The organism is Pseudomonas sp. Sample_14 (assembly GCF_004307515.1).
Lineage (GTDB): Bacteria > Pseudomonadota > Gammaproteobacteria > Pseudomonadales > Pseudomonadaceae > Aquipseudomonas > Aquipseudomonas atacamensis.
Map to the genome: position 1 here is coordinate 93,343 of NZ_RCOC01000015.1, position 23,407 is coordinate 116,749.

Below are 23,407 nucleotides of genomic sequence, written 5' to 3' on the forward strand. Positions count from 1 at the left end.
CGCCTCCGCTAAAGCAGGATCTGCTCAGTCAGACCCTGCGGGAGGTGCCCTCTGGGCGCGCGCGTTTTTCCGGTTCCGACAAATTCAACAAGCGAGGAGGATCGCCATGGGCGTGACCAATCGGTTGGCCTGTTACTCCGACCCCGCCGACCACTATTCCCACCGAGTGCGCATCGTGCTTGCAGAGAAGGGTGTCAGCGCCGAAATCATTTACGTGGAAGCGGGCCGCCAGCCGCCTAAACTGATTGAGGTGAACCCTTACGGCAGTCTGCCGACGCTGGTCGATCGTGACCTGGCGTTGTGGGAGTCGACCGTGGTGATGGAGTATCTGGATGAGCGTTACCCGCACCCGCCGCTGATGCCGGTTTATCCGGTGGCGCGGGCCAACAGCCGTCTGCTGATCCACAGGATTCAGCGTGACTGGTGCGGGCTGGTGGATCTGATTCTGGATCCCAAGAGCAAAGAGGCCGCACGGGTCGTGGCGCGCAAGGAACTGCGCGAAAGCCTGACCGGCGTTTCGCCGCTGTTCGCCGACAAGCCGTTCTTCCTCAGTGAGGAACAAAGTCTGGTGGATTGCTGCCTATTACCCATACTCTGGCGTTTGCCGATTCTGGGTATTGAACTGCCGCGGCCGGCCAAGCCGCTGCTTGATTATATGGAGCGCCAGTTTGCGCGTGAGGCTTTCCAGGCGAGTCTGTCTGGTGTCGAACGCGATATGCGCTAAGGCTTAAGGAGCCGCTATGAACTCCAGTCGACCTTATCTGGTCCGCGCGCTCTACGAGTGGATTGTGGATAACGATTGCACCCCGCACATGCTGGTCAACTCCGAGTACCCGGCGGTGCAGGTGCCACAGGGTTTTGCCAGTGACGGCCAGATCGTCCTGAACATCTCGCCGAGTGCCGTGCGTCATCTGCACATGGATAACGACGTGGTGACGTTCGAAGGCCGCTTCGGCGGTGTTCCGCACAGTCTCTACGTGCCGATCAGCGCGATCCTGGGTATTTACGCCCGGGAGAACGGCCAGGGCATGGTGTTTGACCTCGAGTTGCCGATGGACGACGAAGAAGACATCGATCCGGATGACGACTCGCCGCCACCGGGCAGCGAGCCGCCACGCCCGAGTGGCCGGCCGAGCTTGAAGGTTGTGAAATAAAAAAAGGCGATCCGGATGGATCGCCTTTTTTGTGTCTGCCTTTTACGGTCAGTCGATGTATTCGAACAGCTTCACAATCTTCTGCACACCAGACACACCCTGAACCAGATTGGTTGCCTGGGTGGCTTCCTGTTTGGTCAGCAGACCCAGCAGGTAGACGATGCCGTTCTCGGTCACGACTTTGATGCGCGAGCCAGGAATGCTGGCGTCGGTGAGCATCTGGGTCTTGATCTTGGTGGTCAGCCACGCGTCGTTCTGGCGCGCGAGCAGGGAGGACGGTTGCAGCACTTGCAGCTCGTTGTGCACCTTCTTCACGCGCTGGACGTTGGCGGCGGCCTGTTCGGCTTTGGCCTTGAGGTCTTCGCGCGGAGTCTGGCCGGCGAGCAGGACGACGCCGTTGAAGCTGGTGATGACAATGTGCGAGTCGTTGTCCAGTGCCGGATCGGCCTTGGCGATGTTCACGCCTGCTTTGGTTTCGATCAGCGAGTCGTCGATCTTGCTGCCGAAGGTACGCGTGCCGCGGTCGTCTTCGATCGGCGCCTCACGGCTGGCGTTCACCACCGAGGTGCAGCCGCTGATGCCGAGGCACAGGGTCAAGGCCAGAAGGCCAAGGCGATTAGGGGTCATTCTTCACTCCCGAACAGTTGGCTGTCGATCAGATCGCAAAGGCAATGGATCGCCAGCAAGTGGACTTCCTGAATACGTGCAGTGACGTTGGCCGGTACGCGAATCTCGACGTCCTCGGGCAACAGCAGCGACGCCATGCCGCCGCCATCGCGTCCGGTCAAAGCTACGACAATCATTTCGCGATCATGTGCGGCCTGGATCGCTTGAATAATGTTCGCCGAGTTGCCGCTGGTCGAAATCGCCAGCAACACATCGCCCGGCTGGCCGAGCGCGCGGATCTGCTTGGAGAACACTTCGTTGTAGCTGTAATCGTTGGCGATCGAGGTGATCGTCGAAGTGTCGGTAGTCAGCGCAATCGCCGGCAGGCTCGGACGCTCGCGCTCGAAGCGGTTGAGCAGCTCCGAAGAAAAATGCTGGGCATCGCCGGCCGAACCACCGTTGCCGCACGAGAGCATTTTGCCTTCGTTGAGCAGGGCGTTGACCATGATCTGGCTGGCTTGCTCGATGTGCGGTGCAAGTACGTCCATCGCCTGTTGCTTGGTGTCGATACTGGCCTGGAAAAGCTGGCGAATTCGGGATTGCATGTCCATCTGTGTGACCTTAAGTGGCGCGGCTGTTCGGCACGTGAATGTGCAGCCGGCAAAACAAAGAGCAAAATGTGTCGGACGAAAACAGGGCAGGGTGCAGGCGATCAACTGTCGAAAGCATTCTGCAACCAGTTCAGCTGATTCGGGTGGCTGTCGATCGCCACCACATCGAAGCGGCAGGGGGAATTGGCCCAACGCGACTCGCGCTGAAGAAAATACTGTGCTGCAAAGATCAGTTTCTGCTGCTTGCGCTCGTCGATACTGGCGAGCGCGCCACCCCATTGAGTGTTTTTTCTGTAGCGAACTTCAACGAATACTACTGTATCGCCATCAAGCATGACCAGATCAAGCTCGCCGCGTTTGCATAACCAGTTCTGCGCCAGCAGGCGCAGACCTTGTTGTTGCAGATGTTCGAGCGCCTGGCGCTCGGCATCCTTGCCGCTTTGCGAGCGTGACCTGTCGGGCATCAGCGCGGTGTGTCCGGCAGGCGCTGCACCTGACCGCTGACGAACTGTGCCCATGGCAACTGGCGCACTACGCGTTGGGTCTGGGTCATGCCGAGGCTGCCCGACTGACCTTCGATGCGGCTGTCCGGCAGGGCCTTGAGTTGGCCCAGGCGCGGTGCCAGGCGATAGGCGTCGGCGCCCATGGCATACAGGCGACCGAGGCTGCCATTGGCTTGCGGCCATTGCGCAGCCACCTGCTGGCGCAGCGGATCGCTGGTTTCCAGCAGCCATGGGGTTTCGCAGAAGCGAATGCCGTTCATGTCGTTGTACTGATTGACGTCGCCGCTGGCGCTGTACACGTGGGAAGTCGCGTAGACCGGCACGTCACCGGCGTACTGGAAGTTCAGGGTCGGCTTGATCTGCTGGGCCTGTTGCGGCGTGGCGGCCAAGAAGATGAATTCGATGTCCTGGCGACGCGAAGGCTGGGCGGCGACATTGGTGCCGGCAACATTCTGCAGGCTCTTCGCGCGAGCTTCGCTCTGACGCAGCTGGAACATGTCGGCGATCTGCTGGGCCAGTTGCACCGGCTGATCGACACGCTCGGTGGCAACAATACTGCCGCCATTGGCTTGCCAGTCCTGGCTGAAGGCACGCAGGACGCGATCGCCCCATTCGCCTTTCGGCACCATGATCGCGGCGCGATGCAGGCCATCGGCGCGGGCGCGACGGGAGACTTCGCGAGCTTCATCTTCAGCAGCGAGGCCGAACTGGAACAGTTGCGCCGGGCCTTGCTCGCCTTCGCTGTAGTTCAGCGCCAGGGTGGTGATTGGCAGTTGCGGGCGAGTGCTCAGTTGCTTGACCAGTGGTTTTTCCAGCGGGCCGACTACCAGTTGCACGCCGTCAGCCTGAGCCTTGCGATAGAACTCGTCCATCGAAGTCAGCTTCGAGCTGTCGTAGAACTCGATGGCAGGTGGGTTCTGGCCGGCCTGTTGCGCCTGATAATGCGCGGCCATGAAGCCTTCACGCAGCGCTTTGCCGACCGACGCCAACTGGCCGTCCTGTGGCAGCAGCAGGGCGATTTTGCTCAGTGGCTGGCTGGCCAGTTCCTTGAGCTTGGTCAGCGGCAGCGGCAGGTTGACAGCCGCCGGGTGCTTTGGATTCTGCGCACGCCAGTTGTCGATCGCGGCTTGTTGCTGTTCCAGCGTGCCTGCGGTTTTCACCGCTTGCGCCAGCGCCATCCAGCCGCCGAGATCGTCGGTGTTGTTCGGTTGCAATTGATCGGTTGGCAGCGACGCGATCAGGGTCCAGATCGCTTCGTGGTTCTTGCTCGCCGCTTCGCCTTCCAGCATCGGTGCAATGAACACACGCTCACGGGCAGCGGCCAGCGTCTGGCCATCGGCTTCAAGGGCGCGGGCGTGAACAGTGCCAGTGCGCACTTGCTGCTCTTCCGGCATTTCCCCGAGCTTCTGGAAGCTTGGATGGCTCAGGGCGGTCAGCGCAGCTTTCGGCTGATTGCGCGTCATGGCCAGTTCGGCGGACAGCGTATTGGCGAAAATCTGCTGGCCTGGCTTGAGTTGCTCCACCGGCACTTGTTGCAGGATTTGCGCGGACTGGCCGGCATTGCCTTGGCGGTAAGCCTGGTCCGCCGCGCTCAGGCGCAGCAGGGCGGCTTGTTCCGGGGTTTTAGCCTGGGCAGCCTGTTCGAGCAGTTGCTCGATGCTGGCGTCCGGAGTCCGTGGAAGTTCGCCAAGGCTGGAGGAAGGGGAGCTGGCACACGCGGCCAACAAGGCAGCGAGGCAGAGGGCAGTGAACAGCCGCAGGCAAGCGATCATGTAAGTGTTCCTGATACTCGATCAAATTAGCGTGGAATTGTACCCAAGCACTGGCCGGGGCGCGATGTTACTGGCGTGAATCGGTCAATTTAGCTGGAGTAAATGTTGCGGCAGCGCACAACCGGGCGAAAAACCGCGCTCGGCCGGAGCGCATCGCAAACCTCATGACGCGCTACAATGGCCGCTTTTACCGATCACGAGGTGTGCGCTTTGACTGCTCCAGGTCCTTTGAATTCCGCTGCTGGCTCGCTTTATGTGGTGGCGACGCCCATCGGCAACCTGGACGACATCAGCGCCCGGGCGTTGAAGATCCTTCGTGAAGTGGCCCTGATTGCAGCGGAAGACACGCGGCATTCGGCGCGCCTGATGCAGCACTTCGGCATCGGCACGCCGCTGGCCGCATGTCACGAACACAACGAACGGGATGAGGGTAGCCGCTTTATTACCCGGTTGCTGGCGGGCGACGACGTCGCGCTGATCTCCGATGCCGGCACGCCGCTGATTTCCGATCCGGGCTATCACCTGGTGCGTCAGGCCCGTGCGGCCGGGATCAACGTGGTGCCGGTGCCGGGTGCCTGTGCGTTGATCGCAGCGCTGTCGGCGGCGGGCTTGCCGTCCGACCGTTTTATCTTCGAAGGCTTTCTGCCGGCCAAGTCGGTCGGACGCAAGGCGCGTCTGGAAGCGGTTAAAGAAGAGCCGCGCACATTGATTTTCTATGAAGCGCCGCATCGCATTCTCGAATGCCTGCAGGATATGGAAGCAGTGTTTGGCGGCGAGCGTCAGGCTCTGCTGGCGCGGGAAATCACCAAAACCTTCGAAACCCTCAAAGGCCTGCCGCTCGGCGAACTGCGTGCGTTCGTCGAGTCCGACAGCAATCAGCAGCGCGGCGAGTGCGTAGTGCTGGTGGCCGGCTGGACCGCGCCGGAGTCGGAAGACGCGGTCAGCAGTGAAGCCATGCGCATCCTCGATCTGCTTCTGGAGGAAATGCCGCTCAAGCGCGCCGCCGCGCTGGCAGCGCAAATCACCGGCGAGCGCAAAAACGTGCTGTATCAGGTGGCGCTGGATAAACAGAAAGGCGTGTAAGCCGTCGCCCATGGCGTTCATGAGGGTTTTAGCGCTTGTTCTTCCGGCGCTCTGCCGTTAACCTTCGCGGCGGAGAGTCGATCGGACAGTCGCTGCCCTCTATGAAAATTAGAGGGGGGAGGAAAGTCCGGGCTCCATAGGGCGAAGTGCCAGGTAATGCCTGGGAGGCGTGAGCCTACGGAAAGTGCCACAGAAAATAACCGCCTAAGCGCGCAAGCGCCGGTAAGGGTGAAAAGGTGCGGTAAGAGCGCACCGCACGTCTGGCAACAGTTCGTGGCTAGGTAAACCCCACTTGGAGCAAGACCAAATAGGGTCCCAAGGCGTGGCCCGCGCTGGGACCGGGTAGGTTGCTAAAGATGTCCAGTGATGGCCATCGTAGACGAATGACTGTTCAAGACAGAACCCGGCTTACAGATCGACTCTCCACCTTTTTCTTTCCCTGCTTGAAACAAAGAAGACGCGGCTGTGTAATATCAGCCGGCCTGGTCTGAAACTCCGGCAGCGGCAAACGCGGTAATAGCCTTTTCCCACCCTGCTTCAATCAACAGCCGAAGCGCCTTTGTAATACCGAAAAAATCTTACTCTTAACAAACTACTTTAACTTTCGAGCGCAGCTTTCAGTGCTGCATCAAGTTATTGGTCGAAACTTCACGTCAGATTCTCGTTGCGCATCCTTTTACGTCGCTAAATCTCCGTTCTGTAAGGCTTTTCCTTTAATCCGCGCCTTGACGGTGTGGTGGGCGCATTCCTATAGTGTGCGCAAGTGGCGGAAAGTGGCATGAAGTGGGTTTTTTGAGCTCAAAACGATAAAAATTGGAGAAACGCTGACGTGTTTCGCGGAGCTAACGCTATCAGTCTCGATGCAAAGGGCCGTCTCGCCATGCCGAGCCGGTACCGTGACGAGCTCGATTCGCGCAGTTCCGGTCAATTGATCGTGACCATTGATGCCGTTGATCCGTGCCTGTGTGTCTATCCACTCGATGAGTGGGAAATTATTGAAACCAAGTTGCGCGCACTCCCTTCGCTTCGCGAAGAGAACCGTCGCCTGCAACGTTTATTGATTGGTAATGCCGTCGACCTCGAACTCGATGGCAGTGGTCGTTTCCTGGTTCCGCCGCGTTTGCGCGAATACGCCAAGCTCGATAAGCGCGCGATGCTGGTCGGCCAACTGAACAAGTTCCAATTGTGGGACGAGGATGCATGGAACGCGGTATCTGCCGCTGACCTTGCTGCTATTCAACAACCGGGCGCGATGCCTGATGAACTGCGTGATTTGATCCTGTGACTATTGATAGCGGCTTTAACCACATCACCGTACTGCTTGACGAAGCCGTCGAGGCTCTCGCCGTACGTCCTGATGGCTGCTATCTGGACGGCACGTTCGGGCGCGGCGGGCACAGTCGGTTGATCCTCAGCCAGCTCGGGCCGGACGGTCGACTCATCGGATTCGACAAGGATCCTCAAGCGATTGCCACCGGGCAAACGCTAGCGGCCGAAGACGGCCGCTTTGTCGTTGTGCAGCGCAGCTTTGCCGAGCTCGGTTCGGTGGTTGCCGAGCAGGGGCTGGCCGGCAAGGTCAGCGGCATTCTGCTCGACCTCGGTGTGTCGTCGCCGCAGCTCGATGACGCCGAGCGCGGCTTCAGTTTCCTCAATGACGGGCCGCTGGACATGCGCATGGACCCGTCCCGTGGTATCAGCGCTGCCGAATTCGTCAACACCGCGCCGGTGGAAGAAATCGCCCGGGTGTTCAAGGAATACGGCGAAGAGCGTTTCTCAGGGCGTATGGCCCGTGCCGTCGCCGAGCGCCGTGACATCAAGCCGTTCGAGCGCACCGCCGATCTGGCCGAAGTGCTGAAAGTCGCCAACCCGGCGTGGGAAAAGGGCAAGAACCCGGCCACCCGCGCATTTCAGGGTTTGCGCATTCACGTCAACAACGAACTCGGCGATCTTGAAGCCGGCCTCGACGCCGCGCTGGACGCGCTGGAAGTTGGCGGCCGTCTTGTGGTCATCAGCTTCCACTCGCTGGAAGACCGCATCGTCAAACTGTTCATGCGCAAACTGGTGAAAGGCGAGGCGGATAATCTGCCGCGCAATCTGCCGGTTCGCCACGTCGCCTTCGAACCGAAAATCAAAATCCACGGCAAAGCGCAGACGGCCTCCGACGCCGAACTCAAAGCCAACCCACGTTCCCGTAGCGCCGTCATGCGTGTCGCGGAGAAGTTGCGGTGAGCAAGCTTTTCGCCAAACCCCTGCCCGGCGGCAGCTTTCTGATGCTGTTGCTGTTTATCGGCGTGCTGTTTTCGGCCATTGCCGTGTCGTACAGCGCGCACTGGAACCGGCAATTGCTCAACACGCTTTATAACGAACTCAGCGTGCGCGACAAGGCGCAGGCCGAATGGGGCCGGCTGATTCTCGAGCAGAGCACCTGGACTGCGCACAGCCGCATCGAAGTGCTGGCCACCGAACAACTGAAGATGCACATCCCTGGCGCGGCTGACGTGAAAATGGTGGCGCCATGATGAAACTCGAAGGCGCACTGTTCCCATGGCGCTTCCGCCTGATGGTGGCGCTGCTAGGTCTGATGGTCGCGGCGATCTGCTGGCGCATCATCGACCTGCAAGTGGTCGACCGTGACTTCCTCAAAGGTCAGGGCGACGCGCGCAGCCTGCGGCACATTCCGATTCCGGCGCACCGTGGCCTGATCACCGACCGTAATGGCGAACCTCTGGCCGTCAGTACGCCAGTGACCACGTTGTGGGCCAACGCCAAGGAAATGCAGACGGCCAAAGAGAAGTGGCCAGCGCTCGCCGCCGCGTTGGGCCAGAACCCGAAAGCCCTGAGCGAACGCCTTGAAGCCCAGGCCAACAAAGAATTCATTTACCTGGTGCGCGGGCTGACCCCCGAGCAGGGTCAGGCTGTGCTCGATCTGAAAGTGCCGGGCGTTTATGGCATCGAAGAATTCCGCCGCTTCTACCCGGCCGGTGAAGTCACCGCGCACATGGTCGGCTTTACCGATATCGACGATCACGGTCGCGAAGGTGTCGAGCTGGCCTATGACGAATGGCTGGCCGGGGTGCCGGGCAAACGACAAGTCATCAAGGATCGCCGTGGCCGGCTGATCAAGGATGTTCAGGTCACCAAAAACGCCAAGGCCGGCAAGCCCTTGGCGTTGTCGATTGATCTGCGTCTGCAATACCTGGCCAACCGCGAACTGCGCAACGCGATCATCGAGAACGGCGCCAAGGCCGGCAGTCTGGTGATCATGGACGTGAAGACCGGCGAGATCCTGGCCATGGTCAACCAGCCGACCTACAACCCGAACAACCGTCGTAACCTGCAACCGGCGATGATGCGCAACCGCGCGATGATCGACGTGTTCGAGCCGGGTTCGACCATGAAAGCCATTTCCATGAGCGCGGCGATCGAAACCGGCCGCTGGAAACCGAGCGACACCGTCGAGGTGTATCCCGGCTCGTTGCAGATCGGCAAATACACCATCAAAGACGTGTCGAAGACCGAAGGGCCGGTGCTCGATCTGACCGGCATCCTGATCAATTCCAGTAACGTCGGCATGAGTAAAGTCGCCTTCGATATCGGCGGCGAAACGATTTTCCGTCTGGCGCAGAAAGTCGGCCTCGGTCAGGACACCGGCCTGGGCTTCCCCGGCGAACGTGTTGGCAATCTGCCCAACTACCGCGAATGGCGCAAGGCTGAAACTGCAACCTTGTCTTACGGCTACGGTATTTCCGTGACCGCGATCCAGTTGGTGCACGCGTTCTCGGCGCTGGCCAACAACGGCCGCCTCGCGCCGCTGACCCTGATCAAAACCGACAAGATGCCGCAGACCACCCAAGTGCTGCCGGAAGCCGTGGCGAAAACCATGCAGGGCATGTTGCAGCAAGTGATCGAAGCGCCGCGCGGAGTGTTCCGTGCGCAGGTGCCGGCTTATCACGTCGGCGGCAAGTCGGGTACCGCGCGCAAGACTTCGGTCGGCACCAAGGGCTACGCAGAAAACTCCTACCGTTCGCTGTTCGCCGGCTTCGGCCCGATGAGCGATCCGCGTTACGCGATTGTTGTGGTGATTGATGAGCCAACCAAGGCCGGTTACTTCGGTGGTCTGGTGTCGGCGCCAGTGTTCAGCCGTGTGATGTCCGGCACCCTGCGCCTGATGAACGTGACCCCGGACAACCTGCCGACCACCCAACAGGCCAATGCCACCCCGGTCGTTCCGCTGAAAGCCAATGGAGGGCGCGGCTGATGTCATTAAGTCTGAACAAGATATTCCCCCACGCCGGCCACGATCTGTTGATCCGTGAACTGGCGCTGGACAGCCGCAACGTGCGCGCCGGCGATCTGTTTCTTGCTGTACCCGGTGGCCGTTTCGATGGCCGTGCGCATATCGCCGATGCCTTGCAACGCGGCGCGGCTGCCGTGGCGTATGAGGTCGAAGGCGCCACCGTATTGCCGATCACTGACGTGCCGCTGATTCCGGTCAAAGGTCTGGCGGCGCAGCTGTCGGACATAGCCGGGCGTTTTTACGGTGAGCCGAGTCACCATCTGAACCTGATCGGTGTCACCGGCACCAATGGCAAGACCAGCGTGACCCAATTGGTCGCGCAGGCGCTGGATCTGCTCGGCCAGCATTGCGGCATCGTCGGTACGCTGGGTTCCGGTTTCTACGGCGCGCTGGAAAGCGGCCTGCACACCACGCCGAACCCGATTGCCGTGCAAGCGACCCTGGGTGACCTGAAAAAGGCCGGCGCGAAAGCCGTGGCCATGGAAGTGTCGTCCCACGGTCTGGATCAGGGCCGGGTCACCGCGCTGGCGTTCGACGTGGCGGTGATGACCAACCTGTCCCGCGATCATCTGGATTATCACGGCACCATGCAGGCGTACGCCGAGGCCAAGGCCCGGCTGTTCGCCTGGAATGACCTGAAGTGCCGCGTGGTCAACCTCGACGACGATTTCGGCCGGCAACTGGCGGCGGAAAAACGCGAGTCGCGTTTGATCACCTACAGCCTGCTCGACAGCAGCGCCTACCTGTTTTGCCGCGAAGCGCAGTTCGACGACCACGGCGTACGCGCCACGCTGGTAACGCCGCAAGGCGAGCACCACCTGCGCAGCACGCTGCTCGGGCGTTTCAACCTGAGCAACGTGCTGGCGGCAGTCGGCGCCTTGCTCGGTCTGGATTACGCCCTCGACGAAATTCTCAAAGTGCTGCCGAAACTCGAAGGCCCGGCCGGGCGCATGCAGCGTCTGGGTGGCGGCACGCAGCCGCTGGTGGTGGTCGATTACGCCCATACCCCGGATGCGCTGGAAAAAGTTCTCACCGCACTGCGCCCGCACGTCAAAGGCCAACTGCTGTGCCTGTTCGGCTGCGGCGGTGATCGCGATCGTGGCAAACGTCCGTTGATGGCCGAAGTGGTAGAGCGCCTCGCCGACCAGGTGCTGGTCACCGATGACAACCCGCGCACCGAAGATCCTGCGGTGATTTTCGACGACATCCGCGCCGGTTTCACCGCTGTGGATAAAGTCACCTTCGTCGCCGGTCGCGGTCAGGCCATTGCGCAATTGATTGCCGGCGCAACCGCTGACGACGTGATTGTGCTGGCCGGCAAAGGTCACGAGGACTATCAGGAAATCAACGGCGTGCGCCATGCGTTTTCCGATCTGGTCGAGGCCGATCATGCCCTGACCGCGTGGGAGGTGGCCCATGCTTAAGGCCCTGACACTCAGCGCACTGACCAACGCACTCGAGGCCCGTTTGATCGGCGCTGACGTGAGTTTCGACGGCGTCAGTATCGACAGCCGTGCGATCCAGCCCGGCCAGTTGTTCATCGCCCTGACCGGCCCGCGTTTCGACGGTCATGATTATCTGAACGACGTTGCCGGCAAAGGCGCCGTGGCGGCACTGGTCGAGCGCGAAGTCGCCGACAGCGCGCTGCCGCAATTACTGGTCAAGGACACCCGTCAGGCGCTGGGCCAACTCGGCGCGTTGAACCGTGCCGCGTTCACCCAGCCCGTGGCAGCGGTGACCGGTTCCAGCGGCAAGACCACGGTCAAGGAAATGCTCGCGAGCATCCTGCGTACCCGCGGTCCGGTGCTGGCGACCCGTGGCAATCTGAACAACGACCTCGGCGTACCGCTGACCCTGATCGAACTGGCGCCGGAGCACACCTCCGCCGTAATCGAACTGGGCGCCTCGCGTCTCGGTGAAATCGCCTACACCGTCGGGCTGACCAAGCCGCATGTGGCGATCCTGAACAACGCCGGCACCGCTCACGTCGGTGAGTTCGGCGGTCCGGAAAAAATCGTCGAAGCCAAAGGTGAAATCATCGAAGGCCTGGCCGCCGATGGCATCGCCGTGCTCAACCTCGATGACAAGGCTTTCGGTATCTGGAAGACCCGCGCTGCCGGTCGTCAGGTGCTGACCTTCGCTCTCAGCAACAGCGAGGCGAATTTCCACGCCAGCGATCTGGCCACTGATGCCCGTGGTTGCCCGGCGTTCAACCTGCACACGCCAGAAGGTAGCGAGCGCGTGCAACTGAACCTGCTCGGTACTCATAACGTCGCCAATGCCCTGGCTGCCGCCGCTGCTGCCCACGCCTTGGGTGTTTCGCTGTTCGGCATCGCCACCGGCCTCGGCGCGGTGCAACCGGTCAAGGGGCGCACCGTCGCGCAACTGGCGAAAAACGGCATGCGCGTCATCGATGATACCTACAACGCAAACCCCACCTCGATGTGTGCGGCCGTTGATATACTCGCCGGCTTTTCCGGCCGCACCGTCCTGGTGCTCGGCGATATCGGCGAGTTGGGCGACTGGGCGGAGCAGGGGCACCGCGACGTGGGCGAGTACGCCCGAGGCAAGGTTTCCGCGCTTTACGCGGTCGGGCCGAACATGGTCCACGCGGTAAACGCTTTCGGTGAGCAGGCGCAGCACTTCGGCACCCAGGCCGAGCTGATCCAGGCCCTCGCCGCCGAGCAGGACACAAACACCACCATTTTGATCAAGGGTTCGCGCAGCGCAGCGATGGAAAACATCGTTGCGGCTCTGTGCGGGTCCAGTCTGGAGAAACATTAATGCTGCTGCTGCTAGCGGAGTATCTGCAACAGTTCTACAAAGGCTTCGCGGTCTTCCAGTACCTGACCCTGCGCGGGATTCTCGGTGTACTGACCGCGCTGGTCTTGTCGCTGTGCTATGGCCCGTGGATGATCCGTACTCTGCAGAACCGTCAGATCGGCCAATCGGTACGTAACGACGGCCCGCAATCGCATCTGTCCAAATCCGGCACGCCGACCATGGGTGGCGCGCTGATTCTGTCGTCGATCGGCGTCAGCACTCTGCTCTGGGCTGACCTGAGCAACCGCTACGTCTGGGTGGTGCTGCTGGTGACCCTGCTGTTCGGCGCTATCGGCTGGGTCGACGATTACCGCAAAGTCATCGAGAAAAACTCCCGTGGCCTGCCGAGCCGCTGGAAATATTTCTGGCAGTCGGTGTTCGGCCTCGGCGCTGCGATCTTCCTTTATATGACTGCCGCGACGCCGGTGGAAACCACGCTGATCCTGCCGATGCTCAAGGACTACAGCATTCCTCTGGGCGCCGGGTTCATCGTGCTGACCTACTTTGTGATTGTCGGTTCGAGCAACGCGGTCAACCTGACTGACGGCCTCGACGGCCTGGCGATCATGCCAACTGTGATGGTCGGCGGCGGCCTGGGGATTTTCTGCTACCTGTCGGGTAACGTGAAATTCGCCGAATACCTGCTGATTCCTTACGTGCCGGGCGCGGGCGAATTGATCGTGTTCTGCGGTGCGCTGATCGGTGCCGGCCTCGGTTTCCTCTGGTTCAACACCTATCCGGCGCAAGTGTTCATGGGCGACGTCGGTGCCCTGGCACTCGGCGCGGCACTGGGCACCATCGCGGTGATCGTCCGTCAGGAAATCGTCCTGTTCATCATGGGCGGCGTGTTCGTGATGGAAACCCTGTCAGTGGTCATTCAGGTTGCCTCCTTTAAGCTGACCGGTCGCCGCGTGTTCCGCATGGCGCCGATTCACCACCACTTTGAACTCAAGGGCTGGCCCGAGCCGCGCGTGATCGTCCGTTTCTGGATCATCACCGTGATTCTCGTCCTGGTCGGCCTTGCCACCCTGAAGCTGAGGTAGAACGAGTGTCTCTGATCGCTTCTGACCACTTCCGCATCGTTGTCGGCCTCGGCAAGAGCGGCATGTCCCTGGTTCGCTTCCTGGCGAACCGGGGCACGTCGTTTGCTGTGGCCGACACGCGGGAAAATCCACCGGAACTGGCCACGCTCAAACGTGACTATCCGCACGTGGAAGTGCGTTGTGGCGAGCTGGACGTCGAATTCCTCTGCCGTGCCGACGAGCTCTACGTGAGCCCCGGCCTGGCGCTGGCGACCCCGGCCCTGCAAGCCGCCGCTGCCCGTGGCGTGAAAATGTCCGGCGACATCGAACTGTTCGCGCGTAATGCGCGGGCGCCGATCGTCGCGATCACCGGTTCCAACGCCAAAAGCACCGTCACTACTCTGGTCGGCGAGATGGCGGCTGCGGCCGGCAAGCGCGTCGCCGTTGGCGGCAACCTAGGCACGCCGGCGCTGGATCTGCTCAGCGATGATGTCGAGTTGTACGTCATGGAGTTGTCGAGTTTCCAGCTGGAAACCACCGACCAGCTCAACGCCGAAGTCGCCACCGTACTGAACATCAGCGAAGACCACATGGATCGCTACAGCGGTCTGCCGGCCTATCACCTGGCCAAGCACCGGATCTTCCGGGGCGCGAAGCAGTTTGTGGTCAACCGTCAGGATGCCCTGAGCCGTCCATTGATCGGCGAAGGCCAGCCATGCTGGACCTTTGGCCTGAGCAAACCGGATTTCAAGGCGTTCGGCATTCGCGAAGAAGACGGCGAGAAGTACCTCGCCTTCGAATTCCAGAACCTGATGCCGGTGCGTGAACTGAAGATTCGCGGCGCGCACAACCAGTCCAACGCTCTCGCCGCATTGGCACTGGGGCACGCGGTGGGCCTGCCGTTCGACGCCATGCTCTCTGCATTGCGTACGTTTGCCGGCCTTGAGCATCGCTGCCAGTGGGTGCGCGATCTCGACGGCGTGGCCTATTACAACGATTCCAAAGCCACCAACGTTGGCGCCGCTCTGGCCGCCATCGAAGGTTTGGGCGCAGACATCGACGGCAAGGTCATTCTGATCGCCGGCGGTGACGGCAAAGGCGCCGAATTCAATGATCTGCGTGATCCGGTGGCGGCCAACTGCCGCGCTGTGGTGCTGATGGGCCGCGACTCCGACAAGATCGGCGCAGCCATTGGCGACGCCGTACCGCTGATTCGCGCGAGCTCGCTGATCGACGCTGTTGCGCAATGCCGCGCCGCTGCCCAACCGGGCGATGTGGTGCTGCTGTCGCCGGCCTGCGCCAGTTTCGACATGTTCAAGAATTACGAAGACCGTGGTCACCAGTTCGTCCGCGCTGTGGAGGAACTGGCATGAACCTGAGAAACATCATCAAGCCGTACCCGTCGCCGCTGATCACCGGGCGTGGCATCGACCTCGACTTCCCGATGCTCGCCGGTTGCCTGGCGCTGCTTGGTCTCGGCCTGATCATGATCGCTTCGGCGTCCACCGAAGTGGCGGCGGCGCAGTCGGGCAGTCCGCTGTATTACATGATTCGCCACCTTATCTATGTGGTGCTGGGTCTGGGCGCGTGCATTGTCACCATGATGATCCCGATCGCCACTTGGCAGCGCCTCGGCTGGATGATGCTGATCGGTGCGTTCGGCCTGCTGGTGATGGTGATCATTCCCGGCATCGGTCGCGAAGTGAACGGTTCGATGCGCTGGATCGGTTTCAGCTTCTTCAACGTGCAGCCGTCGGAAATCGCCAAGGTGTTCGTGGTGATCTACCTCGCCGGTTATCTGGTGCGCCGGCAGAAAGAAGTACGCGAAAGCTGGATGGGCTTCTTCAAGCCGTTCATCGTCCTGCTGCCGATGGCCGGTCTGTTGCTGATGGAACCGGACTTCGGTGCCACCGTAGTCATGATGGGCGCGGCGGCGGCGATGCTGTTTCTTGGCGGGGTCGGGCTGTTCCGTTTCTCGCTGATGGTGGTGCTGGCGGTTGGCGCGGTGGTTTTGCTGATCCAGATGCAGCCCTATCGAATGGCGCGTCTGACCAACTTCGCCGACCCGTGGGCCGACCAGTTCGGCGCCGGTTATCAGTTGTCGCAGGCCTTGATCGCGTTTGGTCGCGGCGAGTGGCTGGGCGTCGGCTTGGGCAACAGCGTGCAGAAGCAGTTCTACCTGCCGGAAGCGCATACCGACTTCGTGTTCTCGGTACTCGCCGAAGAACTCGGTGCGGTCGGTTCGCTGTGCACCGTCGCGCTGTTCGTGTTCGTGTGTATTCGCGGCATGTACATCGGCCTGTGGGCGGAGAAGGCCAAGCAGTTCTTTGCCGCTTACGTGGCTTACGGCTTGTCGTTCCTGTGGATTGGTCAGTTCCTGATCAACATCGGTGTGAACGTCGGCCTGCTGCCAACCAAGGGGCTGACCTTGCCGTTCCTCAGTTACGGCGGCAGCTCGCTGGTGATCTGCTGCGCCTGTCTGGGTCTGTTGCTGCGCATCGAGTGGGAGAGTCGGACCCACCTGGGCAGCGAAGAGATGGAATTCCAGGAGAGCGACTTCGCCGAGGAGCCGACTCATGGGCGCTAACGTATTGATCATGGCCGGCGGTACCGGCGGTCACGTGTTCCCGGCGCTGGCCTGTGCCCGCGAGTTTCAGGCGCGCGGCTACACCGTGCACTGGCTCGGCACGCCACGCGGGATCGAAAACGAACTGGTTCCGGCGGCAGGACTTGAACTGCACCGCATCAACGCCAGCGGTCTGCGCGGCAAGGGCAAGCTGTCGCTGCTCAAGGCGCCGCTGATGCTGCTGAAGTCGGTGTGGCAGGCGCGGGCGATCATGCGCCGTCTGAAGCCGGTGTGCGTGGTCGGCTTCGGCGGTTATGTGACTGGCCCTGGTGGTCTTGCCGCGAAACTGGCTGGCGTGCCGGTGATCGTTCACGAGCAGAACGCTGTCGCCGGCACCGCCAATCGGTTGCTGGTGCCGTTCGCCGCCCGAGTGTGTGAAGCGTTCCCCGACACCTTTACTCTGTCGGACAGCCGCCGTACCACCGGAAATCCGGTGCGCAGCGAGCTGTTCCTCGACACATCGCGGCCGGCGCTGGCCGGGCGCAAAGCGCGTTTGCTGATCCTTGGCGGCAGCCTGGGCGCAGAACCGTTGAACAAATTGCTGCCTGAAGCCCTGGCCCAAGTCGCTGCCGACCTGCGCCCGGAAGTGTTTCATCAGGCCGGCAAAAATCACGATGAAGTGACTGCCGAGCGTTACCGCGCCGTGGGTGTGGAAGCGCAGGTGCAGCCGTTCATCAAAGACATGGCCCAGGCCTATGGCTGGGCTGACCTGGTGGTGTGCCGCGCTGGCGCGTTGACCATCAGTGAGCTGGCGGCCGCCGGTCTGCCCTCGATGCTGGTGCCTTTGCCCCACGCGATCGACGATCACCAGACCCGCAACGCCGATTATTTGGCCCGCGAAGGCGCTGCCTTCCTGATGCCGCAAAGAACGACTGGTGCCGCGGATCTTGCCGCGCGCCTGACAGAGGTCTTGATGCAACCGCAACGACTCGAAGCAATGGCCCAAGCGGCCCGCCGACTGGCCAAACCCGATGCCACCCGTAGCGTGGTCGATACCTGTCTGGAGGTGGCCCATGGTTGAGAATCAGAAAGCCATGCCACAACCGGAAATGCGCCGCATCCGTCGCATCCACTTCGTCGGCATCGGCGGCGTGGGCATGTGCGGTATCGCTGAAGTGTTGTTGAACCTGGGCTATCAAGTCTCCGGTTCCGACCTGAAAGCGTCCCCGGTCACCGAACGCCTGGAGTCGTTTGGCGCGCAGATCTTCATCGGTCACCGTGCCGAGAACGCCGCTACCGCCGACGTGCTGGTGGTGTCGAGCGCAGTGAACACGTCCAACCCGGAAGTGGCGACTGCCCTTGAGCGCCGCATTCCAGTGGTGCCGCGTGCCGAAATGCTCGCCGAACTGATGCGCTATCGCCACGGTATTGCCGTCGCCGGTACCCACGGCAAAACCACCACCACCAGCCTGATCGCTTCGGTGTTCGCCGCCGGTGGCCTGGACCCGACGTTCGTTATCGGTGGTCGCCTGAATGCAGCGGGCACCAATGCCCAGCTTGGCACCAGCCGTTACCTGATCGCCGAAGCCGACGAAAGTGATGCGAGCTTCCTGCATCTGCAGCCGCTGGTGGCCGTGGTCACCAACATTGACGCCGACCACATGGCGACCTACGACGGTGACTTCAACAAACTGAAGAAAACCTTCGTCGAATTCCTGCACAACCTGCCGTTCTACGGGCTGGCGGTGATGTGCCTGGACGATCCGGTGGTGCGTGAAATCCTGCCGCTGGTGAAACGTCCGACCGTGACCTATGGCTTCAGCGAAGATGCCGACGTGCGCGCAATCAATGTGCGCCAGCAAGGCATGCAGACGTTCTTCACCGTGCTGCGCCCGGATCGCGAGCCGCTGGACGTGTCGGTGAACATGCCCGGCAACCACAACGTGCTCAACTCGCTGGCGACCATCTGCATCGCCACCGACGAAGGCGTCAGCGATGAAGCCATCGTTCAGGGCCTGTCGGGCTTCCAGGGTGTTGGTCGGCGCTTCCAGGTCTACGGCGAACTGCCGGTGGACGGCGGCAACGTGATGCTGGTCGACGACTACGGTCACCACCCGACCGAAGTCGCTGCCGTGATCAAAGCCGTGCGCGGTGGCTGGCCGGAGCGTCGTCTGGTGATGGTCTACCAGCCGCATCGCTACAGCCGCACCCGTGATCTGTACGACGACTTCGTCAATGTACTGGCCGACGCCAACGTGCTGCTGCTGATGGAAGTCTATCCGGCCGGCGAAGAGCCGATCCCGGGCGCCGACAGCCGCAAGCTGTGCAACAGCATCCGTCAGCGCGGTCAGCTCGACCCGATCTACATCGAGCGTGGCGTTGACCTGGCGCCGCTGGTCAAGCCGCTGCTGCGCGCCGGCGACATTCTGCTGTGCCAGGGCGCTGGTGATATCGGCGGTCTCGCGCCGAAGCTGTTGAAAAGTGAATTGTTCGCCGGCGCCGTGGCGGCGCCGGTCGAGGGGAAGTTGAAATGACTGCTGCCTACGCCAAGCTGTTCTCCACCATCGCGCCGAAAGACTTCGGCCGCGTCGCCGTGCTCTTCGGCGGCCTGAGTGCCGAGCGTGAGGTTTCGCTGAAATCCGGCAACGCCGTGCTCGAGGCGCTGCAAAGCGCTGGCGTCGACGCGTTCGGCATCGATGTGGGCGAAGACTTCCTGCAGCGTCTGCTCAGCGAAAAGATCGACCGCGCGTTCATCATTCTCCACGGTCGCGGCGGTGAAGACGGCAGCATGCAGGGCCTGCTCGAGTGCGCCGGCATCCCTTACACCGGCAGCGGCATTCTTGCTTCCGCACTGGCGATGGACAAGCTGCGCACCAAGCAGGTCTGGCACAGCCTCGGGATTCCGACGCCGCGTCACGCCGTACTGTGCAGCGAAGCCGATTGTATTTCCGCAGCGACGGAACTGGGCCTGCCTTTGATCGTCAAACCGGCGCATGAAGGTTCAAGTATCGGGATGGCCAAAGTGAATTCTGCGTCCGAGTTGATCGACGCATGGAAAGCGGCCAGTACCTACGATTCGCAAGTGTTGGTCGAGCAATGGATTCAAGGTCCGGAGTTCACCATCGCCACCCTGCGTGACCAGGTGTTGCCTCCTATCGCCCTGGGTACACCGCACACGTTCTACGACTACGACGCCAAGTACATCGCCAACGATACCCAGTACCGCATTCCGTGCGGGCTCGACGCGGCCAAGGAACAGGAACTCATGGAACTCACGGCCAAGGCCTGTGAGGCGCTGGGTATCGCCGGTTGGGGCCGGGCGGACGTGATGCAGGACGCCGACGGGCAGTTCTGGTTCCTCGAAGTCAATACCGCACCGGGCATGACCGATCACAGCCTGGTGCCGATGGCGGCGCGGGCTGCCGGTCTGGATTTCCAGCAACTGGTTCTGGCCATTCTGGCCGCCAGCGTTGAAGACGCAGGCGCAACAGAGGCGCGAGGTTAAGACCATGCAAGGCGCTCATCTCAGACATCAGCCCCCCGCACCCGGCCGCAAGCCGGTGCCGCGGGGTGCCAGCCGAATGGTGGCGAAAGAGCCGATGTCCGCGCGCCTGCCGAAAGCCAATTTCAGCTTTCTGAAAAGCCTGTTCTGGCCAGTGCTGCTGGTGGCGCTGGGCTTTGGCACCTACGAAGGCGCGCAGCGTCTGCTGCCGTACGCCGACCGGCCGATCAGCAAGGTCGCGGTGCAGGGCGACCTGAGTTACATCAGCCAGCAGGCGGTGCAGCAGCGAATCGCGCCGTTCGTGGCGTCGAGCTTCTTCACCATCGACCTCGCCGGCATGCGCAAAGAGCTGGAACAGATGCCATGGATCGCTCATGCCGAAGTGCGCCGGGTGTGGCCGGACCAGGTGGTGATCCGCCTCGAAGAGCAATTGCCGGTGGCCCGATGGGGCGACGAGTCGCTGCTGAACAATCAGGGTCAGGCATTTACCCCCAGAGAGCTGGCGAACTACGAACACCTGCCGCAGCTGTTCGGCCCACAACGGGCTCAGCAGCAGGTGATGCAGCAGTATCAGGTGCTGAGCCAACTGCTGCGGCCGCTGGGTTTTTCGATTGCACGCCTGGAATTGCGTGAACGCGGCAGCTGGTTCCTGACCACCGGTGCCGGCAGTTCCGGCCCCGGCATCGAGTTGCTGCTGGGACGCGGCAACCTGGTGGAAAAGATGCGCCGCTTCATCGCCATCTATGACAAGACGCTGAAAGAGCAGATTACGAACATTGCGCGCATCGATCTGCGCTACGCCAACGGCCTCGCTGTTGGCTGGCGGGAACCCGTAGCGCCGACGACAGCCCAACCCGCTGTCGCAAAGAATTAAGAAGAGGCAGGACCCATGGCAAACGTGCAAAGCGGCAAAATGATCGTCGGTCTGGATATCGGCACCTCCAAAGTGGTGGCGCTGGTAGGCGAGGTCGCGGACGACGGCCAGCTGGAAATCGTCGGGATCGGCACGCATCCGTCCCGCGGTCTGAAGAAGGGCGTGGTGGTCAACATCGAATCCACCGTGCAGTCGATCCAGCGCGCGATTGAAGAAGCCCAACTGATGGCCGGCTGCCGCATTCACTCGGCGTTCGTCGGCGTGGCCGGCAATCACATCCGCAGCCTGAATTCCCACGGCATCGTTGCGATCCGTGATCGTGAAGTCAGCTCGGCGGACCTTGAGCGTGTACTCGACGCCGCCCAGGCCGTGGCGATCCCGGCTGACCAGCGCGTGCTGCACACCCTGCCGCAGGATTACGTGATCGATAACCAGGAAGGCGTGCGCGAGCCGCTGGGCATGTCCGGCGTGCGTCTGGAAGCCAAGGTTCACGTGGTCACCTGCGCCGTCAACGCTGCACAGAACATTGAAAAATGCGTGCGTCGCTGCGGTCTGGAAATCGACGACATCATCCTCGAGCAACTGGCCTCGGCCTACTCGGTGCTGACCGACGACGAAAAAGAACTGGGCGTGTGCCTGGTCGACATCGGCGGCGGCACCACCGACATCGCGATCTTCACCGAAGGCGCGATCCGTCACACCGCGGTGATCCCGATTGCCGGTGATCAGGTGACCAACGACATCGCCATGGCGTTGCGCACCCCGACCCAGTACGCCGAAGAGATCAAGATCCGTTACGCCTGCGCCCTGGCCAAACTGGCCGGTGCCGGCGAAACCATCAAGGTGCCGAGCGTTGGCGACCGTCCACCACGCGAACTGTCGCGTCAGGCCCTGGCCGAAGTGGTCGAGCCGCGTTACGACGAACTGTTCACCCTGATCCAGGCCGAGCTGCGTCGCAGCGGCTACGAAGACCTGATCCCGGCGGGCATCGTGCTCACCGGTGGTACGTCGAAAATGGAAGGCGCCACTGAACTGGCCGAAGAAATCTTCCACATGCCGGTGCGCCTCGGTGTGCCGCATGGCGTGAAAGGTCTGGATGACGTGGTGCGCAACCCGATTTATTCCACTGGCGTTGGTTTGTTGATGTACGGCCTGCAGAAGCAGTCCGACGGAGTTTCGTTCTCCGGCATCGGCAGCCGCGACAGCTACAACAGCGAAGAGCCTCAGGCGCCGCTGCTGGACCGACTGAAAAAGTGGGTTCAGGGCAACTTTTAAAAGCAGCCTGGAGCGACAAGCTTCAAGCGGCAAGCAACTGCAGTAGATACACCGCTACAAACAGCAGTAGGCGAAAAAACTAGAGAATGTAAGGAGAGGGAAAATGTTCGAACTCGTAGACAACATCCCCGCAAGCCCGGTAATCAAAGTTATCGGTGTCGGCGGTGGCGGCGGCAACGCTGTCAATCACATGGTCAAGAGCAACATCGAAGGCGTTGAGTTCATCTGCGCCAACACCGATGCTCAAGCGCTGAAAAACATCGGCGCGCGGACCATTCTGCAACTGGGCACCGGCGTGACCAAGGGCCTGGGTGCCGGCGCCAACCCTGAAGTCGGCCGTCAAGCCGCTCTAGAAGACCGTGAGCGCATCGCTGAAGTGCTGGCCGGCACCAACATGGTGTTCATCACCACCGGCATGGGCGGCGGTACCGGTACCGGTGCAGCGCCGATCATCGCTGAAGTGGCCAAGGAAATGGGCATTCTGACCGTTGCGGTCGTGACCCGTCCGTTCCCGTTCGAAGGCCGCAAGCGTATGCAGATCGCCGACGAAGGCATCCGCATGCTTTCGGAAAGCGTCGACTCGCTGATCACCATTCCGAACGAAAAACTGCTGACCATCCTCGGCAAAGACGCAAGCCTCTTGTCGGCTTTCGCCAAGGCTGACGATGTATTGGCCGGTGCCGTTCGCGGTATCTCCGACATCATCAAGCGTCCGGGCATGATCAACGTCGACTTCGCCGACGTGCGCACCGTGATGAGCGAAATGGGCATGGCGATGATGGGCACTGGCTGCGCCAGCGGTCCGAACCGTGCACGTGAAGCTACCGAAGCGGCAATCCGCAACCCGTTGCTGGAAGACGTCAACCTGCAAGGCGCGCGCGGCATTCTGGTGAACATCACCGCCGGTCCTGACCTGTCCCTGGGTGAGTACTCCGACGTGGGTTCGATCATCGAAGCCTTCGCTTCCGAGCACGCGATGGTCAAGGTCGGTACCGTTATCGATCCGGACATGCGCGACGAGCTGCACGTAACCGTGGTTGCCACCGGTCTGGGCGCGAAAATCGAGAAGCCTGTGAAGGTTATCGACAACACCGTGCACACCTCGATGGCTTCGGCGCAGGTGCAACAACCGGCTCCGGCCCGTCAGGAGCAGCCAGCGGTGAACTACCGTGATCTGGACCGTCCGACCGTCATGCGCAACCAGGCTCAGGCCGGTGCTGCGGCTGCCGCGAAGATGAATCCGCAGGATGACCTGGATTACTTGGACATTCCGGCATTCCTGCGTCGTCAGGCCGATTGATGGAATGTATCAGGGCTAT

At 61.5% G+C, this 23,407-nt stretch carries 22 protein-coding genes and 1 other RNA gene; 19 read left to right on the forward strand and 4 right to left on the reverse strand.

The window, feature by feature from the left end; all coding sequences use genetic code 11:
- Window positions 1-106 precede the first annotated feature (106 nt).
- Both D8U61_RS03285 and D8U61_RS03290 read left to right on the forward strand, forming a co-directional pair.
- Window positions 107-724, forward strand: a complete 618-nt coding sequence (locus D8U61_RS03285; RefSeq protein ID WP_007961620.1) for a glutathione S-transferase N-terminal domain-containing protein — start codon at window positions 107-109, stop codon at window positions 722-724.
- 16 nt (window positions 725-740) lie between these two features.
- A complete protein-coding gene (locus tag D8U61_RS03290) occupies window positions 741-1,154 on the forward strand; it encodes a ClpXP protease specificity-enhancing factor (protein WP_016773263.1) in 414 nt (137 codons plus the stop codon).
- Window positions 1,155-1,202: 48 nt separating this feature from the next.
- On the opposite strand, the gene D8U61_RS03295 is transcribed toward D8U61_RS03290, so the two are convergent.
- From D8U61_RS03295 to D8U61_RS03310, 4 genes are all read right to left on the reverse strand, one after another.
- The gene (locus D8U61_RS03295; protein WP_024014250.1) at window positions 1,203-1,781 is read right to left on the reverse strand and encodes a BON domain-containing protein; all 579 of its coding nucleotides are present in this window, start codon (window positions 1,779-1,781) and stop codon (window positions 1,203-1,205) included.
- Complete coding sequence (locus tag D8U61_RS03300; protein ID WP_008082788.1) at window positions 1,778-2,371, reverse strand: phosphoheptose isomerase; 594 nt, start codon at window positions 2,369-2,371, stop codon at window positions 1,778-1,780. The genes D8U61_RS03295 and D8U61_RS03300 overlap by 4 nt, the downstream gene beginning before the upstream one ends.
- 101 nt (window positions 2,372-2,472) lie before the next feature.
- A complete protein-coding gene (locus D8U61_RS03305; RefSeq protein WP_016773265.1) occupies window positions 2,473-2,835 on the reverse strand; it encodes a YraN family protein in 363 nt (120 codons plus the stop codon).
- Window positions 2,835-4,646 (reverse strand): penicillin-binding protein activator, encoded by a 1,812-nt coding sequence (locus D8U61_RS03310; RefSeq protein WP_122603712.1) that lies wholly within the window; start codon window positions 4,644-4,646, stop codon window positions 2,835-2,837. Before D8U61_RS03310 ends, D8U61_RS03305 begins: the two co-directional genes overlap by 1 nt.
- A gap of 177 nt (window positions 4,647-4,823) precedes the next feature.
- Between D8U61_RS03310 and rsmI the strand changes: the two genes are divergently transcribed.
- The 17 genes from rsmI to ftsZ all read left to right on the forward strand — a co-directional run bounded on the left by rsmI (window position 4,824) and on the right by ftsZ (window position 23,388).
- Entirely contained in the window at window positions 4,824-5,729 is a 906-nt protein-coding gene (gene rsmI / locus D8U61_RS03315) for a 16S rRNA (cytidine(1402)-2'-O)-methyltransferase (RefSeq protein WP_130888195.1), read from the forward strand.
- Window positions 5,730-5,802: 73 nt separating this feature from the next.
- Window positions 5,803-6,156: RNase P RNA component class A (rnpB, locus tag D8U61_RS03320), an RNA gene on the forward strand.
- A 402-nt stretch (window positions 6,157-6,558) separates the two neighbouring features.
- Window positions 6,559-7,014: a division/cell wall cluster transcriptional repressor MraZ gene (gene mraZ / locus D8U61_RS03325; protein WP_007917012.1), complete on the forward strand. Its 456-nt coding sequence runs from the start codon at window positions 6,559-6,561 to the stop codon at window positions 7,012-7,014.
- A 2-nt stretch (window positions 7,015-7,016) separates the two neighbouring features.
- Complete coding sequence (rsmH, locus tag D8U61_RS03330) at window positions 7,017-7,958, forward strand: 16S rRNA (cytosine(1402)-N(4))-methyltransferase RsmH (protein ID WP_125925733.1); 942 nt, start codon at window positions 7,017-7,019, stop codon at window positions 7,956-7,958.
- The gene (gene ftsL / locus D8U61_RS03335) at window positions 7,955-8,248 is read left to right on the forward strand and encodes a cell division protein FtsL (RefSeq protein WP_016773269.1); all 294 of its coding nucleotides are present in this window, start codon (window positions 7,955-7,957) and stop codon (window positions 8,246-8,248) included. Before rsmH ends, ftsL begins: the two co-directional genes overlap by 4 nt.
- Window positions 8,248-9,987, forward strand: coding sequence for a penicillin-binding protein 2 (locus D8U61_RS03340; protein WP_177433300.1), 1,740 nt, complete (start codon window positions 8,248-8,250; stop codon window positions 9,985-9,987). The genes ftsL and D8U61_RS03340 overlap by 1 nt, the downstream gene beginning before the upstream one ends.
- Window positions 9,987-11,450 carry a UDP-N-acetylmuramoyl-L-alanyl-D-glutamate--2,6-diaminopimelate ligase gene (locus tag D8U61_RS03345; protein ID WP_016773271.1) on the forward strand — a complete coding sequence of 488 codons (1,464 nt, stop codon included), beginning with the start codon at window positions 9,987-9,989 and terminating at the stop codon, window positions 11,448-11,450. Before D8U61_RS03340 ends, D8U61_RS03345 begins: the two co-directional genes overlap by 1 nt.
- Complete coding sequence (gene murF / locus D8U61_RS03350) at window positions 11,443-12,810, forward strand: UDP-N-acetylmuramoyl-tripeptide--D-alanyl-D-alanine ligase (protein ID WP_130926407.1); 1,368 nt, start codon at window positions 11,443-11,445, stop codon at window positions 12,808-12,810. Before D8U61_RS03345 ends, murF begins: the two co-directional genes overlap by 8 nt.
- A complete protein-coding gene (gene mraY, locus D8U61_RS03355) occupies window positions 12,810-13,892 on the forward strand; it encodes a phospho-N-acetylmuramoyl-pentapeptide-transferase (RefSeq protein ID WP_016773275.1) in 1,083 nt (360 codons plus the stop codon). Before murF ends, mraY begins: the two co-directional genes overlap by 1 nt.
- A gap of 5 nt (window positions 13,893-13,897) precedes the next feature.
- The gene (murD, locus tag D8U61_RS03360; protein ID WP_130888197.1) at window positions 13,898-15,244 is read left to right on the forward strand and encodes a UDP-N-acetylmuramoyl-L-alanine--D-glutamate ligase; all 1,347 of its coding nucleotides are present in this window, start codon (window positions 13,898-13,900) and stop codon (window positions 15,242-15,244) included.
- A gap of 2 nt (window positions 15,245-15,246) precedes the next feature.
- Window positions 15,247-16,458, forward strand: a complete 1,212-nt coding sequence (gene ftsW / locus D8U61_RS03365; RefSeq protein WP_172667897.1) for a putative lipid II flippase FtsW — start codon at window positions 15,247-15,249, stop codon at window positions 16,456-16,458.
- A complete protein-coding gene (gene murG, locus D8U61_RS03370) occupies window positions 16,448-17,518 on the forward strand; it encodes an undecaprenyldiphospho-muramoylpentapeptide beta-N-acetylglucosaminyltransferase (protein WP_016773277.1) in 1,071 nt (356 codons plus the stop codon). The genes ftsW and murG overlap by 11 nt, the downstream gene beginning before the upstream one ends.
- Window positions 17,511-18,971 carry a UDP-N-acetylmuramate--L-alanine ligase gene (gene murC, locus D8U61_RS03375; protein WP_039761387.1) on the forward strand — a complete coding sequence of 487 codons (1,461 nt, stop codon included), beginning with the start codon at window positions 17,511-17,513 and terminating at the stop codon, window positions 18,969-18,971. Before murG ends, murC begins: the two co-directional genes overlap by 8 nt.
- Entirely contained in the window at window positions 18,968-19,942 is a 975-nt protein-coding gene (locus D8U61_RS03380) for a D-alanine--D-alanine ligase (RefSeq protein ID WP_016773280.1), read from the forward strand. Before murC ends, D8U61_RS03380 begins: the two co-directional genes overlap by 4 nt.
- 4 nt (window positions 19,943-19,946) lie before the next feature.
- Window positions 19,947-20,813, forward strand: coding sequence for a cell division protein FtsQ/DivIB (locus tag D8U61_RS03385; RefSeq protein WP_016773281.1), 867 nt, complete (start codon window positions 19,947-19,949; stop codon window positions 20,811-20,813).
- A gap of 15 nt (window positions 20,814-20,828) precedes the next feature.
- Window positions 20,829-22,088 (forward strand): cell division protein FtsA, encoded by a 1,260-nt coding sequence (gene ftsA / locus D8U61_RS03390; RefSeq protein WP_130888199.1) that lies wholly within the window; start codon window positions 20,829-20,831, stop codon window positions 22,086-22,088.
- 103 nt (window positions 22,089-22,191) lie between these two features.
- A complete protein-coding gene (gene ftsZ / locus D8U61_RS03395; protein ID WP_016773283.1) occupies window positions 22,192-23,388 on the forward strand; it encodes a cell division protein FtsZ in 1,197 nt (398 codons plus the stop codon).
- Window positions 23,389-23,407 lie beyond the last annotated feature (19 nt).

What these genes read in the sequence shown, in the direction of transcription:
- murF (WP_130926407.1), top strand. Translation starts at nt 11,443, where the DNA reads ATGCTTAAGGCCCTGACACTCAGCGCACTGACCAACGCACTCGAGGCC.
- D8U61_RS03385 (WP_016773281.1), top strand. Translation starts at nt 19,947, where the DNA reads ATGCAAGGCGCTCATCTCAGACATCAGCCCCCCGCACCCGGCCGCAAG.
- mraY (WP_016773275.1), top strand. Translation starts at nt 12,810, where the DNA reads ATGCTGCTGCTGCTAGCGGAGTATCTGCAACAGTTCTACAAAGGCTTC.
- D8U61_RS03285 (WP_007961620.1), top strand. Translation starts at nt 107, where the DNA reads ATGGGCGTGACCAATCGGTTGGCCTGTTACTCCGACCCCGCCGACCAC.
- rsmI (WP_130888195.1), top strand. Translation starts at nt 4,824, where the DNA reads ATGGCCGCTTTTACCGATCACGAGGTGTGCGCTTTGACTGCTCCAGGT.
- D8U61_RS03345 (WP_016773271.1), top strand. Translation starts at nt 9,987, where the DNA reads ATGTCATTAAGTCTGAACAAGATATTCCCCCACGCCGGCCACGATCTG.
- D8U61_RS03300 (WP_008082788.1), bottom strand. Translation starts at nt 2,371, where the DNA reads ATGGACATGCAATCCCGAATTCGCCAGCTTTTCCAGGCCAGTATCGAC.
- murC (WP_039761387.1), top strand. Translation starts at nt 17,511, where the DNA reads ATGGTTGAGAATCAGAAAGCCATGCCACAACCGGAAATGCGCCGCATC.
- ftsA (WP_130888199.1), top strand. Translation starts at nt 20,829, where the DNA reads ATGGCAAACGTGCAAAGCGGCAAAATGATCGTCGGTCTGGATATCGGC.
- D8U61_RS03290 (WP_016773263.1), top strand. Translation starts at nt 741, where the DNA reads ATGAACTCCAGTCGACCTTATCTGGTCCGCGCGCTCTACGAGTGGATT.
- D8U61_RS03310 (WP_122603712.1), bottom strand. Translation starts at nt 4,646, where the DNA reads ATGATCGCTTGCCTGCGGCTGTTCACTGCCCTCTGCCTCGCTGCCTTG.
- D8U61_RS03305 (WP_016773265.1), bottom strand. Translation starts at nt 2,835, where the DNA reads ATGCCCGACAGGTCACGCTCGCAAAGCGGCAAGGATGCCGAGCGCCAG.
- D8U61_RS03295 (WP_024014250.1), bottom strand. Translation starts at nt 1,781, where the DNA reads ATGACCCCTAATCGCCTTGGCCTTCTGGCCTTGACCCTGTGCCTCGGC.
- D8U61_RS03340 (WP_177433300.1), top strand. Translation starts at nt 8,248, where the DNA reads ATGAAACTCGAAGGCGCACTGTTCCCATGGCGCTTCCGCCTGATGGTG.
- murG (WP_016773277.1), top strand. Translation starts at nt 16,448, where the DNA reads ATGGGCGCTAACGTATTGATCATGGCCGGCGGTACCGGCGGTCACGTG.
- ftsZ (WP_016773283.1), top strand. Translation starts at nt 22,192, where the DNA reads ATGTTCGAACTCGTAGACAACATCCCCGCAAGCCCGGTAATCAAAGTT.
- D8U61_RS03380 (WP_016773280.1), top strand. Translation starts at nt 18,968, where the DNA reads ATGACTGCTGCCTACGCCAAGCTGTTCTCCACCATCGCGCCGAAAGAC.